The 12,243-nt window shown below is 64.4% G+C and carries 16 protein-coding genes; 10 read left to right on the plus strand and 6 right to left on the minus strand.

Annotation, left to right across the window (positions count from 1 at the left end; translation table 11 throughout):
* Window positions 1-35: 35 nt before the first annotated feature.
* The 4 genes from GO499_RS18090 to irrA are packed head-to-tail and all read right to left on the minus strand — an operon-like array spanning window position 36 to window position 2,597.
* Window positions 36-923: a polyprenyl synthetase family protein gene (locus tag GO499_RS18090; protein WP_161863500.1), complete on the minus strand. Its 888-nt coding sequence runs from the start codon at window positions 921-923 to the stop codon at window positions 36-38.
* Between the two features lie 51 nt (window positions 924-974).
* Window positions 975-1,217 (minus strand): exodeoxyribonuclease VII small subunit, encoded by a 243-nt coding sequence (locus GO499_RS18095; protein WP_161863501.1) that lies wholly within the window; start codon window positions 1,215-1,217, stop codon window positions 975-977.
* Window positions 1,214-2,149, minus strand: coding sequence for a histone deacetylase family protein (locus tag GO499_RS18100; protein ID WP_161863502.1), 936 nt, complete (start codon window positions 2,147-2,149; stop codon window positions 1,214-1,216). Before GO499_RS18100 ends, GO499_RS18095 begins: the two co-directional genes overlap by 4 nt.
* A gap of 10 nt (window positions 2,150-2,159) precedes the next feature.
* Entirely contained in the window at window positions 2,160-2,597 is a 438-nt protein-coding gene (gene irrA / locus GO499_RS18105; RefSeq protein ID WP_161863503.1) for an iron response transcriptional regulator IrrA, read from the minus strand.
* Between the two features lie 175 nt (window positions 2,598-2,772).
* Here irrA and fabA point away from each other — a divergent pair, with 175 nt between their 5' ends.
* The 4 genes from fabA to GO499_RS18125 all read left to right on the plus strand — a co-directional run bounded on the left by fabA (window position 2,773) and on the right by GO499_RS18125 (window position 6,244).
* A complete protein-coding gene (gene fabA / locus GO499_RS18110) occupies window positions 2,773-3,279 on the plus strand; it encodes a bifunctional 3-hydroxydecanoyl-ACP dehydratase/trans-2-decenoyl-ACP isomerase (protein WP_161863504.1) in 507 nt (168 codons plus the stop codon).
* A 163-nt stretch (window positions 3,280-3,442) separates the two neighbouring features.
* Window positions 3,443-4,669, plus strand: a complete 1,227-nt coding sequence (gene fabB / locus GO499_RS18115; RefSeq protein ID WP_161863505.1) for a beta-ketoacyl-ACP synthase I — start codon at window positions 3,443-3,445, stop codon at window positions 4,667-4,669.
* A 4-nt stretch (window positions 4,670-4,673) separates the two neighbouring features.
* Entirely contained in the window at window positions 4,674-5,462 is a 789-nt protein-coding gene (locus GO499_RS18120; protein ID WP_161863506.1) for an enoyl-ACP reductase FabI, read from the plus strand.
* Window positions 5,459-6,244 carry a metalloprotease gene (locus tag GO499_RS18125; protein WP_161863507.1) on the plus strand — a complete coding sequence of 262 codons (786 nt, stop codon included), beginning with the start codon at window positions 5,459-5,461 and terminating at the stop codon, window positions 6,242-6,244. Before GO499_RS18120 ends, GO499_RS18125 begins: the two co-directional genes overlap by 4 nt.
* A gap of 3 nt (window positions 6,245-6,247) precedes the next feature.
* On the opposite strand, the gene GO499_RS18130 is transcribed toward GO499_RS18125, so the two are convergent.
* Window positions 6,248-6,694: an NUDIX domain-containing protein gene (locus tag GO499_RS18130; RefSeq protein WP_161863508.1), complete on the minus strand. Its 447-nt coding sequence runs from the start codon at window positions 6,692-6,694 to the stop codon at window positions 6,248-6,250.
* A 118-nt stretch (window positions 6,695-6,812) separates the two neighbouring features.
* Here GO499_RS18130 and hslO point away from each other — a divergent pair, with 118 nt between their 5' ends.
* The 6 genes from hslO to GO499_RS18160 all read left to right on the plus strand — a co-directional run bounded on the left by hslO (window position 6,813) and on the right by GO499_RS18160 (window position 11,267).
* The gene (gene hslO / locus GO499_RS18135; protein ID WP_161863509.1) at window positions 6,813-7,796 is read left to right on the plus strand and encodes an Hsp33 family molecular chaperone HslO; all 984 of its coding nucleotides are present in this window, start codon (window positions 6,813-6,815) and stop codon (window positions 7,794-7,796) included.
* 50 nt (window positions 7,797-7,846) lie between these two features.
* Window positions 7,847-8,497 (plus strand): CoA pyrophosphatase, encoded by a 651-nt coding sequence (locus tag GO499_RS18140; RefSeq protein ID WP_284154805.1) that lies wholly within the window; start codon window positions 7,847-7,849, stop codon window positions 8,495-8,497.
* Window positions 8,497-9,657, plus strand: coding sequence for a CCA tRNA nucleotidyltransferase (locus GO499_RS18145; protein WP_161863510.1), 1,161 nt, complete (start codon window positions 8,497-8,499; stop codon window positions 9,655-9,657). Before GO499_RS18140 ends, GO499_RS18145 begins: the two co-directional genes overlap by 1 nt.
* Window positions 9,658-9,694: 37 nt before the next feature.
* The gene (locus tag GO499_RS18150) at window positions 9,695-10,300 is read left to right on the plus strand and encodes a LysE family translocator (protein WP_161863511.1); all 606 of its coding nucleotides are present in this window, start codon (window positions 9,695-9,697) and stop codon (window positions 10,298-10,300) included.
* Between the two features lie 79 nt (window positions 10,301-10,379).
* Window positions 10,380-10,757: a SnoaL-like domain-containing protein gene (locus GO499_RS18155; RefSeq protein WP_161863512.1), complete on the plus strand. Its 378-nt coding sequence runs from the start codon at window positions 10,380-10,382 to the stop codon at window positions 10,755-10,757.
* 24 nt (window positions 10,758-10,781) lie between these two features.
* Complete coding sequence (locus tag GO499_RS18160; protein ID WP_161863513.1) at window positions 10,782-11,267, plus strand: GNAT family N-acetyltransferase; 486 nt, start codon at window positions 10,782-10,784, stop codon at window positions 11,265-11,267.
* Window positions 11,268-11,270: 3 nt separating this feature from the next.
* On the opposite strand, the gene hemF is transcribed toward GO499_RS18160, so the two are convergent.
* On the minus strand, window positions 11,271-12,170 hold the full coding sequence (gene hemF / locus GO499_RS18165; protein WP_161863514.1) for an oxygen-dependent coproporphyrinogen oxidase: 900 nt from the start codon (window positions 12,168-12,170) through the stop codon (window positions 11,271-11,273).
* Between the last annotated feature and the right edge of the window lie 73 nt (window positions 12,171-12,243).

Consider the following 12,243-nt stretch of genomic DNA (forward strand, 5'->3'; position numbering starts at 1 on the left):
TGCGTGTCTTTCCCGGCCCGATGGCCACGTTTCCTTCAGTTTTCGCGGGCGACGATATATTGCGCCGCACGCCGCAGCCCGGAGGCGGCGGATCCGTAGGGCGCCAGTGCATCGCAGGCTTCGCTGACAAGGTCTTGCGCTTTTTTACGGGCGGCGTCGAGGCCCAGCAGGGATACGAAGGTCGCCTTGCCCGCCTCGGCATCCTTGCCGGTGGCCTTGCCGGTGGTTTCGGCGGTGCCGGTTACGTCGAGAATGTCATCCTGGATCTGGAACGCCAGCCCCACCGCCTCCGCATAGACTGCCAGAGCATCCGTGTTGGATTTCCCGAGGATGCCGCCTGCCTCGACCGACCAGGAAATGAGTGCCCCGGTCTTGAGCGCCTGCAGGTCGGTGATCTCCTCAAGGCTGAGCGGCGTGCGGCGGGTCTCGGCCAGGATGTCGAGCATCTGGCCGCCGACCATGCCGCGCGCGCCGGCGGCTTCTGCCAGCCGGGTGATCAGCTTCAGCCGGACCGCCGGGTCCGGGGCCGTCTTGGGTGCGGCGAGAATCTCGAAGGCGATGGTCTGGAGCGCGTCTCCGGCGAGGATGGCGGTGGCATCGTCCCATTTCCGGTGCACGGTGGGTTTGCCGCGGCGCAGGTCGTCATCATCCATCGCCGGCAGATCGTCATGGATCAGCGAATAGGCGTGCAGGCATTCCACCGCCGCCGCCGCGCGAACGGCCTGCGTTGGCGGTACGTGGAACATGTTGCAGGTCTCGATCACGAAAAAGGCGCGCATGCGCTTGCCGCCGGACAGCGTTGCATAGCGCATGGCTTCCGTCAGCGGGCTGGAAGCCGGCGGCAGCAACGCCTCCAGCGCCTCCTCGGTAGCGGTTGCGACCTGGCTCAACAGCGCGTGGAAATGGAGCGTCTCGGTATCCATCGCATCCGCTCTTGTTTTCGGTGTTACGGCGCCGGCGTGCAGCACGGGCCGTCAATCCACGGAGAGTGGTTTCGTGCCCGTCGCCTTGCCATCCGGCCCCTGCGTGATCTGGGCGACCTTTTCCTCGGCGGCGGCAAGCTTGGCTTCACAATGCTTCTTCAGTTCGGCGCCACGCTCATAGAGTGCAATTGACGCCTCCAGCGGGACGGATCCGGATTCCAGTTGCGAGACGACATCCTCCAGTGCGGCCATTGCGTCCTCGAAGGTCATCTCTGCAATCGGTGTGTCAGTCACTTGGCGGCCTCCATCAGTGTGCGGACATGCGCGGCAGCGGAACTTGCCAGCGCATCGAGATCGTAGCCGCCTTCGAGAGTGGAGACAACGCGGCCGCCGCAGAGCCCATCCGCCAGCCTGCAGATTTCCCGCGTTGCCCAGGCGAAATCTTCCTCGATCAGGTTGAGATTGGCCAGTGGATCGTCGCGGTGCGCATCGAAGCCGGCGGAGATGATGATGATCTCGGGCTTGTGGGCCTCGACGGCAGGAAAGACGATCCTCTCATAGGATTTGCGGAAGAGCGTGCCGTCGGAGTTGGGTGGCAGGGGCACGTTGACGATCTGGCCGTGCGCGCCCTGCTCCTCCGGCTTGCCGGAACCGGGGTAGAGCGGGCTCTGGTGCGAGGAGGCGAACAGGATGTCGGCGTCGTCCCAGACGAGATCCTGCGTGCCGTTGCCGTGGTGCACGTCGAAGTCGATGATCGCGGCGCGGGAAAGGCCATGGGCCCGCAGCGCGTGGCGGGCGGCGATCACGGCATTGCCGAACAGGCAAAAGCCCATCGGCGTCTGTTTTTCCGCATGGTGGCCGGGCGGTCGGGTGGCGCAGAATGCGTTGCCGACCTCGCCATCCAGCACCATGTCCACGGCTTTCACATTGGCACCGACGGCGCGGAGCGCCGCGTTCAGGCTGCCGGGCGACATGTGCGTGTCGGGATCGAGCGAGATGGTCTCGTCCGCAGGCGCGGCGTTGCGGATCGCGGTGACATAGGCCTGCGGATGCGCAAGCAGGAGATGCGCGTCCTCGCCTAGCGGCGCCTCGACGCGCACCAACGGGGCGAATTCATCCGTGGACAGCGCCCTGCTTACATATTCGAGGCGGGCAACCTGTTCGGGGTGGCCATACGGTGTGACGTGGCCGAGGCAATCGGCGTGGTGAAGAAGGGCTGTGCTCATGTCCGGGCGGTCAACGGGTTTTGCGAAGGCGGATCACGACATCGACCTTGGCGATCTCGCAGCCTTCAGGCGGTGTCGGCAGCGCCTCGATCCGCACGCTGTCCACCGGCGCATCGGTGATGCGACCATCCTCTTCCCAGTAGTAGTGGGGATGATCATCGGTGCGTGTGTCGAAGTAGGACCGGTTGCCGTCGACCGTGACTTCCGTCATCAGACCGGCATCGCAGAAGGCGCGCAGCGTGTTGTAGACGGTCGCCAGCGATACGGCCTCGTCACTCTCTCCGGCGGCTTCGTGCAGGCTCTCGGCGGTGACGTGCCGGTTGCGGCCGTCGCCCACCAGCAGCGCGGCAAGCGTCAGGCGCTGGCGCGTGGGTCGCAGACCCGCCTCCGTCAGCCATGCGGCCGCGCGGGTTTTCGGATCGTTCAAATCAGATGCGGCATCACTCATGGCGCAAGATATAACGTGCTTGGCCGGGCTTTGGCGAGTCCCCGCGCGGATTTTTCGCCTGCGTGGCATGGCCGCACGCCGGTTTCGGAAGGCTTGCACCTGTTCCACCGCGTCTGATAGGAGAGGCGAAACGCAGAAAGGCGTGCAAAGAGGCCGGGACAGGAAGACGCACAGCATGGCAGAGAGACCGACCAGTTTTGATTTCGAGGGCCTGATGGAATGCGCGCGGGGCGAGCTTTTCGGCCCGGGCAATCCGCAACTGCCGGCGCCGCCGATGCTGATGATGGACCGCGTCACGGAAATATCCGCCGACGGCGGCAGTACCGGCAAGGGCCACGTGATTGCCGAATTCGACATTCGCCCGGACCTCTGGTTCTTCGAATGCCATTTCCTCGGTGATCCGGTGATGCCCGGTTGCCTCGGCCTCGATGCGCTCTGGCAGTTGACCGGCTTCAACCTCGGATGGCGCGGCATGCAGGGCAAGGGCCGGGCACTCGGCGTCGGCGAGGTCAAGTTCACCGGCATGGTGGTGCCGACGACGAAACTGGTGACCTATGAAGTCGATTTTACCCGTGTCATCGACCGCAAACTCAAGCTCGGCCTCGCGAACGGGCTCGTGAAGGCGGACGGCGAGACGATCTTCACGGCCACCGACATGAAGGTGGGCGTGTTTCAGGAATAGGTTTTGACGGCGTTGCAGGACGTGTTCGGCGAGGGGTGAAGACAATGCGCTCTTTCATCTTTCACGAAATATCCCCGCCGGAGGCAAAAACTCTTGTAATACCGGCCAAGAGATCAAACGTACTCGGGCGGAGTGCGATCAGAAAGCAAGGGGAGGTGCGGTCATGAAGCGCGTCGTCATCACGGGATTGGGGATCGTTTCTTCGATCGGGAATTCGGCCGAAGCGGTCCTGGCGTCCCTGAAACAGGGCAAGTCGGGCATCAGTTTCGCCGAGGACTACGCGGAGCACGGCTTCCGCAGCCAGGTTCACGGTCAGCCGGACATCGACATCACCGAACACATCGACAAGCGCAACCTGCGCTTCATGGGTGATGGCGCGGCCTACAACTTCATCGCCATGGAGCAGGCGATTGCAGACAGCGGCCTGGAAGACAGCGATGTCTCCAACGAGCGGACGGGGCTGGTGATGGGGTCCGGCGGACCTTCTACCAAGAGTTTCTTTCGCGCCCACAACATCGTGCGTGAAACAGGCAGCCCCAAACGGATCGGCCCCTTCGGTGTGACCAAGGGCATGAGTTCGACCAATTCCGCCTGTCTTGCGACACCATTCAAGATCAAGGGTGTCAACTATTCGATCACGTCCGCCTGCTCCACCTCCGCCCATTGCATCGGCAACGGGGTCGAGCAGATCCAGATGGGCAAGCAGGACATCGTCTTTGCCGGCGGCGGCGAGGAGCTGGACTGGACGCTTTCGTGCCTGTTCGATGCGATGGGGGCGATGAGTTCTAAATACAACGACACCCCTTCCACCGCATCCCGCGCCTATGACGCCACCCGCGACGGATTTGTCATCGCCGGCGGCGGCGGTGTCGTCGTGCTGGAGGAACTGGAGCATGCGAAGGCACGCGGTGCGAAGATCTACGCCGAGGTCACCGGCTACGGCGCCACGTCCGACGGCTACGACATGGTCGCCCCCTCCGGTGAGGGGGGAGAGCGTTCCATGCGGCTGGCGCTGGGCACCATCGGCGACCGGAAGGTAACCTATATCAACAGTCACGGCACCTCGACGCCGGTGGGCGATGTGGGCGAAGTCGAGGCCGTCCGGCGGATTTTCGGCGAGGGTCAGACGCCCCTGATCTCCTCGACCAAGTCCCTGACGGGTCATTCCCTCGGCGCGACCGGCGTGCAGGAGGCAATTTACTGCCTGCTGATGCTGCAGAACGATTTCATCACCGCGAGTGCGCATATCACCGAACTCGACCCTGCCCTGAAGCCGGAGGAGATCGCGCTGGAGCGCGTCGACGGCGTGGCGCACGACACCATTCTTTCAAACAGTTTCGGCTTTGGCGGAACCAACGCAACGCTCGCCCTGAGCCGGTACCAGGATTGATCCCATGGCAGATCTGATGAAAGGCAAACGCGGCCTCGTAATGGGCGTCGCGAACGAGAAATCCATCGCATGGGGAATCGCGCAGGCGTTGGCTGCCGAGGGGGCGGAGATGGCCTTCACCTATCAGGGCGAAGGGTTCGGACGGCGCGTGCAGCCGCTGGCAGAAAGTCTTGGCGCCAGCCTCGTGCTGCCGGCCGACGTGCAGGACGACGCCTCATTGGACACGCTGTTCGCGACGCTGGAGAAAGAGTGGGGCGGAATCGATTTTCTGGTTCACGCCATCGCCTTTTCCGACAAGTCGGAGCTGACAGGGCGGTTCGTCAATGCGACTCGCGCCAACTTCCTGAACTCTCTGGATATCTCCTGTTATTCTCTCGTCGATCTCACGCGCAGGGCGGCACCTCTGATGAAGGAGGGCGGTTCGATCATCACGCTGACCTATATGGGTTCGCAGCGGATCACGCCGAACTACAACGTCATGGGCGTGGCCAAGGCGGCGCTGGAAAGCGCGGTGCGCTATCTTGCCAATGATCTCGGTCCTGACGGCATTCGCATCAACGCCATCAGCCCGGGACCGATGCGCACGCTGGCTGGCGCGGCCATCGGCGGTGCGCGCCGGGTCTACAAGCATTGCGAAGTGAACGCCCCGCTGCGCTCCAACGCGACGCTGGAGGCCGTTGGCGGTGCGGCTGTCTATCTGCTTTCCGACCTGAGTGCCTGCACGACGGGTGAGAATATCTTCGTTGACGGCGGTTATCACATCACGGGCGTGGCGTTGGCCGAAACTCTGTGACGCTGGCCTGGGTACTGTTGGCGGGTGTCACCGCGCTGACATGGGCCGTGCTGCGCGGAGGCTGGCGGCAGCGGCTGGCGCAAATGGATATGCGACCCGAGGGCAATGCCCTGTTCACGGGAATCCTGGCCGTCGGCGCCGCAATCTGGTTTTTCGGCATCGAGGGCGGGCTGGCGCTGTCACTCACGATCGCCATTCACGAATACGGGCATGTTGCCGCTTTTCGCGTGGCTGGCCACCCGGACGCGACGTTCCGGCTGATTCCCCTGATCGGTGGCGTTGCCATTTCCCGCAAGAGCCCTGCCAGCGACCTGCATGACCTCTACATTACCATCATGGGGCCGGGCATCTGCCTCGGGTTGATGGCAGCGGCATGGATGCTGCTGCAGACAGAGCTGGCCTATATCCCGCATGTCGGCCAGTTCCTCTATTACCTTGCGGCCTTTACGGGCGGACTGAACTTCTTCAACCTGCTGCCGATTTACCCGCTCGACGGCGGCAAGATCTTCTGGCTGATCTTCGGGCGTTATGCGCCAGCGATTGCCCGCTATGTCCTGTTCGCGATGACAGGGGTGATCCTGTTGCTGGCGATCCTGCGGTTTTCGCTGTTCATCTTCATCCTTGCCCTGTTCTCGTTTCAGGCGCTGCGGCAGATCGGCCACGGGCGGCACCGGATGCGGCCGATGAGCCACGGGCAGGCGCTGATGGCGACCGGAGCGTGGCTGGCGATGCTCGTGTCATTCGCCCTTGGCGGCCTGTCGTTCCTGCTGGCGCAAGCCTGAGGATCATCGCCGCGTGGCGCGGCGGACGTAGAACTGATCGCCGGGGCTGTAGAGCCGGGCCACGGCGTCTGCCGGTGACATCCAGAGCGGCCGGTGATCCGGCTCCCGTGGCGGGCCGTGGCGTGGGCCGGCGGCGGCGAGGTAGATGTGGCAGATCTTCTGTGCCCAAAGATCGTAGTCGGGCATGTAGGTGAATCGCTGGTAGGTGCCGAGGCGGCGCAGACCGAACAGGCGGTAGCCGGTTTCCTCCAGCGCTTCGCGGTGCAGGGCACCGACAGGGCTTTCGCCGGGGTCGATGCCGCCACCGGGCAACTGGATTTCGGGTTCGGGCAGACGGTCGCCATCCTGTTCCGTCACGAGGATGCGGTCGCCGCGCAGAATCACCGCGTATGCCCCCGGTCGGGCGGTGTAGCGCTGGTGGCGGAAGGGCGGCTCTCCGAAACGTCTCATGGGCTTTCGGGTGCCATACTTCACGGCGGAATGCACGCCGCAATCGGCCGGGGTTTGCATTCACGGGGGGAGCGCTTATGTGATGCGGCTTGAGGCCACGGAGCCAGTGGAGACAGCCATGAACCAGCATACAGACAGATGGGACGATACCGTTCTGCCCTTCCAGCTCGACCGCGCGGACATTCGCGGCCGGGTGGCGCGGATGGACGAGACGCTGGAAAAGATCCTTTCGCAGCATGACTATCCGGCGCCTGTCGCGGCACTGGTTGCCGAAGCGGTGTTGCTGACGGGTCTTATCGGCCAGACCATAGATCTGCGCTGGAAGCTGTCGCTGCAGATTCGCGGCGACGGGCCGATCCGGCTGATCGCGACCGACTATTTCGGTCCGACGAAGGAGGGGCGGCCGGCGCGTCTGCGCGCCTATGCGGGCTTCGACGAGAACCGTCTGGCGGAGGGTGAAGGCCAGACCCCGTTCGAGATGGTGGGCAAGGGCATGTTTGCGATCCTGATAGACCAGGGTCAGGGCACCACGCCCTATCAGGGGATCACGCCGCTTGCGGGTGGTTCGCTGGCCTCCTGCGCCGAGACCTATTTTGCCCAGTCGGAACAGTTGGCAACCCAGTTCGCACTGGCCATGGGTGTGGCCGCGGAACCGGGAGGCGAGGAGCAATGGCGTGCCGGGGGCGTGATGCTCCAGCACATGCCCAAGGCTTCGCCCTTTGCCAAGAAAGAGGCGACGGGTGAGGAAGGCCTGCTTGCGGCTTCCGACATGCTGGACGGGGATGACGAGGAGAATTGGGTGCGGGCAACGACGCTGCTGGAAACAGTGGAGGAGACCGAACTCATCGGTCCCCATGTCAGCCCCGACCAGTTGCTGCTGCGTCTGTTCCACGAAGAGACGCCGCGGGTCTACGAAGCCCAGCCGGTGGAGTTCGGCTGTACCTGCGGGCCGGAGAAGGTGATCCAGTCGATGTCGATCTACTCGGCCAAGGACATCGGTCACATGACCAACGACGATGGCCGGGTGACGGCGGATTGCCAGTTCTGCGGTGCGCATTACGAGTTCGACCCGAAGACGCTGGGATTTGAGGCAGAAAAGTAGAACGGCGGGCGGCGGCCACTTTACGGCCGCCGCTTTCCTGCGATCTTCCCTTGCCCTCCCGCACCGGCATGGCCATCTTCGCGGCGATGGATATCCAACGGCTCACCTATGCGGAGCTTGCGCGGCGGCTGGAACGCCCGGCTGCGCAGGCCTCTTCCGATTTCGATCTGATCCCGGGGCTCAAGAGCCTGCCGGAGGAGGCGCTGCGCCCGGCCGCCGTGCTGGTGCCGCTGCGGCAGGGGCCGGATGGATTGCAGGTTGTGCTGACGCGGCGGTCGCGACACCTGCGCCACCACCCCGGTCAGATCGCCTTTCCCGGTGGCAAGATCGACGATGACGACGGCGGGTCGGCGGCCGCGGCTGCCCTGCGCGAGGCGGAAGAGGAGATCGGGCTGAGCGCTGCCGAGACCGACATCCTGGGCACGCTCGCGCCGCATCACACCGTGACACGGTTTCGCGTCACTCCGATCGTTGCCAGAATTCCGGCGGATTTTGTCGGCGTGCCCGAAGAGGGAGAAGTCGAGGAGATCTTCGAGGTGCCGCTGTCCTTTCTGCTGGACCCCGCCAATCTGCAGATCCAGTCGCGCGTGTGGCAGGGTACGGAGCGGCGCTACTACGTCATTCCCTATGGCCCCTATTATGTCTGGGGGGCGACAGCGCGGATGCTGAAGGGCTTCGCCGACCACCTGGGGGTGGCGTGATGCGCATTGCCCCGTCATGGCTGGACAGATCGGCGACCCGGGCTGTTGCAGCGGCGCTGCACGGGCGGTTCCACTTCGTCGGCGGCTGCGTGCGCGACGCGGTGCTGGGCAGGGACGCCGCCGACATCGATATCGCCACTCCGTTGCCGCCCGAGGAAGTACAGGCGCTGGCCGAGGCCGCGGGCCTGCGCACCGTGCCCACCGGTATTGCCCACGGTACGGTGACCGTCATCGCGGATGACATGCGGTTTGAGGTGACGACGTATCGCCGCGATGTTTCGACAGATGGTCGCCGGGCGACAGTGGCCTTTAGCGACAGCCTGGCGGAGGATGCCGCCCGCAGGGATTTCACGATGAATGCGCTGTATGCCGCGGCAGACGGCGAGTTGACGGACCCGGAGGGTGGGTTGGAAGATCTTGCCGCCGGGCTGGTGCGCTTCATCGGTGATCCGTCCCGGCGCATTCGCGAGGATTACCTGCGCAGCCTGCGGTTCTTCCGTTTCTACGCCTGGTACGGCGATGCCGGGCAGGGGCTGGACCCCGACGGCATGGCGGCTGTTGCTGCCAACCTCGACGGCATCCCGAGGCTTTCTGCGGAACGGGTGGGAGCGGAGATGCGCAAGCTTCTGGCCGCGCCCGACCCCGCGCCGTCGGTTTCGGCCATGGCGATTTCCGGCCTCCTGCCGCTGTTGCTGCCGGGCGCGGAGCCGCGCTTTCTGCCGCCGCTGGTGCATCTGGAGACGGAGGCCGGGGCGGGGCCGCGATGGCAGCGACGACTCGCGGTATTGGGCCTGGAAGACAGGACGGAGGCCCTGCGGTTGTCGAAGGCCGAAGCGCGGGAGCTTGCGGTGTTGGCCGATGCCTTGCGGGCGGATACGCCGCTGGCCGAACTGGCCTACAGACACGGCCGCGCGGCGGCGGAGGATGCCGCCCTTGTGCGCGGCGCCGGCCTCGGCGCCATGCCGCCCGACTGGCAGGCGCGGATCGCGTTGGGTGAGGGCCAGCGTTTCCCCCTTGCCGCCGAAGACCTGTTGGCGAAATATGGGCAGGGGCAAGCGCTGGGAGCAGCCTTGAGGCGTCTGGAGGCGCTGTGGATTGCCGAGGATTTTCGGCCCGATCGGGATGCGCTGCTGGTGATTGACAGAGATGGGGGTGTCTGAAAGGGTCTGCAACGCTGACCTTTCCGTGAGTTCTCCGATGCACCCTGAAACGCTTCTCACCCTCGCCGGGATCTTCGCCGCCTCCGTCTGGACGCCGGGGCCGAACAACGCCATGCTCGCCGCCTCTGGGGCCACCTTCGGTTTTCGCCGGACGGTGCCGCATCTGCTGGGCGTGGCACTGGGGTTCCCGGTGATGATCTTCTGCGTCGGTCTGGGGCTCGGCTTCGTGTTCGAGGCGTTCCCCGTTTTGAAGGACTTGCTGCGCATCATCGGCATTGCCTTGCTGCTGTGGGTGGCCTGGAAGATCGCAACCATGGCTTCCGCCAGCAGGGCGGATCGGGAGGCGCAACCATTCACTTTCCTGCAGGCCGCGGCGTTTCAGTGGGTGAACCCGAAGGCGTGGGCCATGGCGATTTCGATTGTCTCCGTCTTCGTCTCTCCGGACCACGTGCTGCTGCACTCGCTGATCGTCGCCGTTGTCTCCGCCGCGCTCGGCCTTACCTCCGCCAGCGGCTGGACGGGCTTCGGCCATGCCATGCAGCGGGTTCTGGCGAGACCGGGACGGCTGAGGGCCTTCAACCTGGTGATGGCGGGAACGATCCTGCTGGGGGTCGCCTATCTTGTCCGGGATGCGCTGATCTGACTTCGTTGCGAACGGGCTTTGCCCGAATCGGGGTCGCGTGGCATAGTGAACAAACCATGAACAAAATGGAGATGCCGATATGGCGAGGGAAGCATTGAAGCAAACGGCGGAAACGCTGGTGGAGTATTGCCGGACGGGGCAAGAGGAGAAGGGGCTGGAGGAGCTTTACGCGCCGGATGCTGTTTCCGTCGAGCCTATGGCGATGCCCGGAACAGACAGCAGGGAGACGGAAGGCGTGGAAGGGATCAAGGGCAAGCACCTGTGGTGGAGCGAGAATTTCGAGGTGCATGGCGGTGATGTGCAGGGGCCGTATTTTCACGGCGACGACAGGTTCGCCGTGATCTTCGAGATCGACGCGACGGAGAAATCCTCCGGCAAGCGCGAGAAGATGAAGGAGGTCGGTCTTTACACCATCGACGCGGCGGGCAAGATCAGGCGCGAGGAATTCTTCTACTGACAAGACCTGCCGGAAGGAACGGAAATGATGGTGTTCACGATCCGGCATGCGGAGGGCACCGGCGATCTTGCGCGGATCGCCGGGCTTTTTACGGCCTATGCGCAATGGCTGGAGCGCGAGCATGGCCTCTCGCTCTGTTTTCAGGGATTCGAAGAGGAAGTCGCGGGCCTGCCCGGCAGGTATGCACCGCCGGGCGGTGTGTTGCTGCTGGCAGAAGGGCCGGATGGCGATGCCTGGGGCTGCATCGGTGTGCGACCGCTGGATGGCGACATCTGCGAGGTGAAGCGGCTCTATGTCCTGCCAGAGGCGCGGGGCCACGCCCTGGGCAAGGCACTGGTGGCGGCGATTCTGGAGGCCGCGCGCGGGTTGGGCTATCGGCGGGCCGTGCTGGACACGGCGCCGTTCATGGCGGGGGCCCAGCGCATATACGAGGCCTTCGGCTTCACCGACATTCCGGCCTATTACGAGAACCCGCTTCCGGGCGTCCGCTACATGGCCGCGCAGCTCTGACCTTCAGGGCCATTTGGCCACCGGTGGCAGCGACATCAGCACCGCCTCGGGGTTGTGGCCCGTTTGCAGCCCAAACTGGGTGCCGCGGTCGTAGACAAGATTGAACTCGGCGTAACGACCGCGTTTCACCAACTGGATTTCACGTTCCGCATCCGTCCAGTCGCGGCGCATGTGCCTGTCCACCAGCGGCACGAAGGCGTCGATGAAGGCGCGGCCAACATCCTGGGTAAAGGCGAAATCCGCTTCCCAGTCGCCGGTGCAGAGATCATCGTAAAAGATGCCGCCGACGCCGCGCGGTTCGTTCCAGTGACGGATCAGGAAATACTCGTCCGCCCAGGCTTTGAAGCGGGGATAATAGTCGGCGTCATGCCGGTCGCACGCGGACTTCAGCACGCCGTGGAAATGCGCGGTATCGTCCTCGTTTTCGATCATCGGGTTCAGATCGGCGCCGCCGCCGAACCACCATGCGCCGGGCGTCCAGAACATCCGAGTATTCATGTGCACGGCCGGGGTGTGTGGGCTTTGCATGTGGGCGACGAGGCTTATGCCGGCGGCCCAGAAGCGCGGGTCGTCGGCGAGACCGGGAATTTCCTTGCGTGCCGTCAGGCTGCGTTGCGCCTGCTCCGCCAGTTTGCCGTGGACGGTGGAAATGTTGACGCCGACCTTCTCGAACACCCGGCCACCGCGCATCACGGACATGACACCGCCGCCCGCATCCTCCCCCTCGGCGCCGGTGCGCCTGGTTTCCTTGCGCTCGAATCGTCCGGCTGGCAGGTCGGAAAACGGCCCCGCGTCCTGTGCGTCCTCAAGGCCTTCAAAGGCAGCGCAGATCTGGTTGCGGATGTCCGCGAACCACGCGGAAGCGCTGGCTTTGCGGGCATCGAATGGGTCGTGAGCAGTCATGGCGATTCCTGTTTTTTCAGCTTTGCGCCGCCGTTGCGGGGCGTAGTGCCACATAAAAGGCTGACAACAAACC

The sequence above is a fragment of the Algicella marina genome (assembly GCF_009931615.1).
Taxonomy (GTDB): domain Bacteria; phylum Pseudomonadota; class Alphaproteobacteria; order Rhodobacterales; family Rhodobacteraceae; genus Algicella; species Algicella marina.

Bases quoted from the DNA above. Each gene is read 5' to 3' on its own strand.
- hslO (WP_161863509.1), top strand. From the start codon at position 6,813: ATGAACCAGCATACAGACAGATGGGACGATACCGTTCTGCCCTTCCAG.
- GO499_RS18100 (WP_161863502.1), bottom strand. From the start codon at position 2,149: ATGAGCACAGCCCTTCTTCACCACGCCGATTGCCTCGGCCACGTCACA.
- fabB (WP_161863505.1), top strand. From the start codon at position 3,443: ATGAAGCGCGTCGTCATCACGGGATTGGGGATCGTTTCTTCGATCGGG.
- hemF (WP_161863514.1), bottom strand. From the start codon at position 12,170: ATGACTGCTCACGACCCATTCGATGCCCGCAAAGCCAGCGCTTCCGCG.
- GO499_RS18090 (WP_161863500.1), bottom strand. From the start codon at position 923: ATGGATACCGAGACGCTCCATTTCCACGCGCTGTTGAGCCAGGTCGCA.
- GO499_RS18160 (WP_161863513.1), top strand. From the start codon at position 10,782: ATGATGGTGTTCACGATCCGGCATGCGGAGGGCACCGGCGATCTTGCG.
- GO499_RS18130 (WP_161863508.1), bottom strand. From the start codon at position 6,694: ATGAGACGTTTCGGAGAGCCGCCCTTCCGCCACCAGCGCTACACCGCC.
- GO499_RS18145 (WP_161863510.1), top strand. From the start codon at position 8,497: ATGCGCATTGCCCCGTCATGGCTGGACAGATCGGCGACCCGGGCTGTT.
- GO499_RS18150 (WP_161863511.1), top strand. From the start codon at position 9,695: ATGCACCCTGAAACGCTTCTCACCCTCGCCGGGATCTTCGCCGCCTCC.
- fabA (WP_161863504.1), top strand. From the start codon at position 2,773: ATGGCAGAGAGACCGACCAGTTTTGATTTCGAGGGCCTGATGGAATGC.
- GO499_RS18120 (WP_161863506.1), top strand. From the start codon at position 4,674: ATGGCAGATCTGATGAAAGGCAAACGCGGCCTCGTAATGGGCGTCGCG.
- GO499_RS18155 (WP_161863512.1), top strand. From the start codon at position 10,380: ATGGCGAGGGAAGCATTGAAGCAAACGGCGGAAACGCTGGTGGAGTAT.
- irrA (WP_161863503.1), bottom strand. From the start codon at position 2,597: ATGAGTGATGCCGCATCTGATTTGAACGATCCGAAAACCCGCGCGGCC.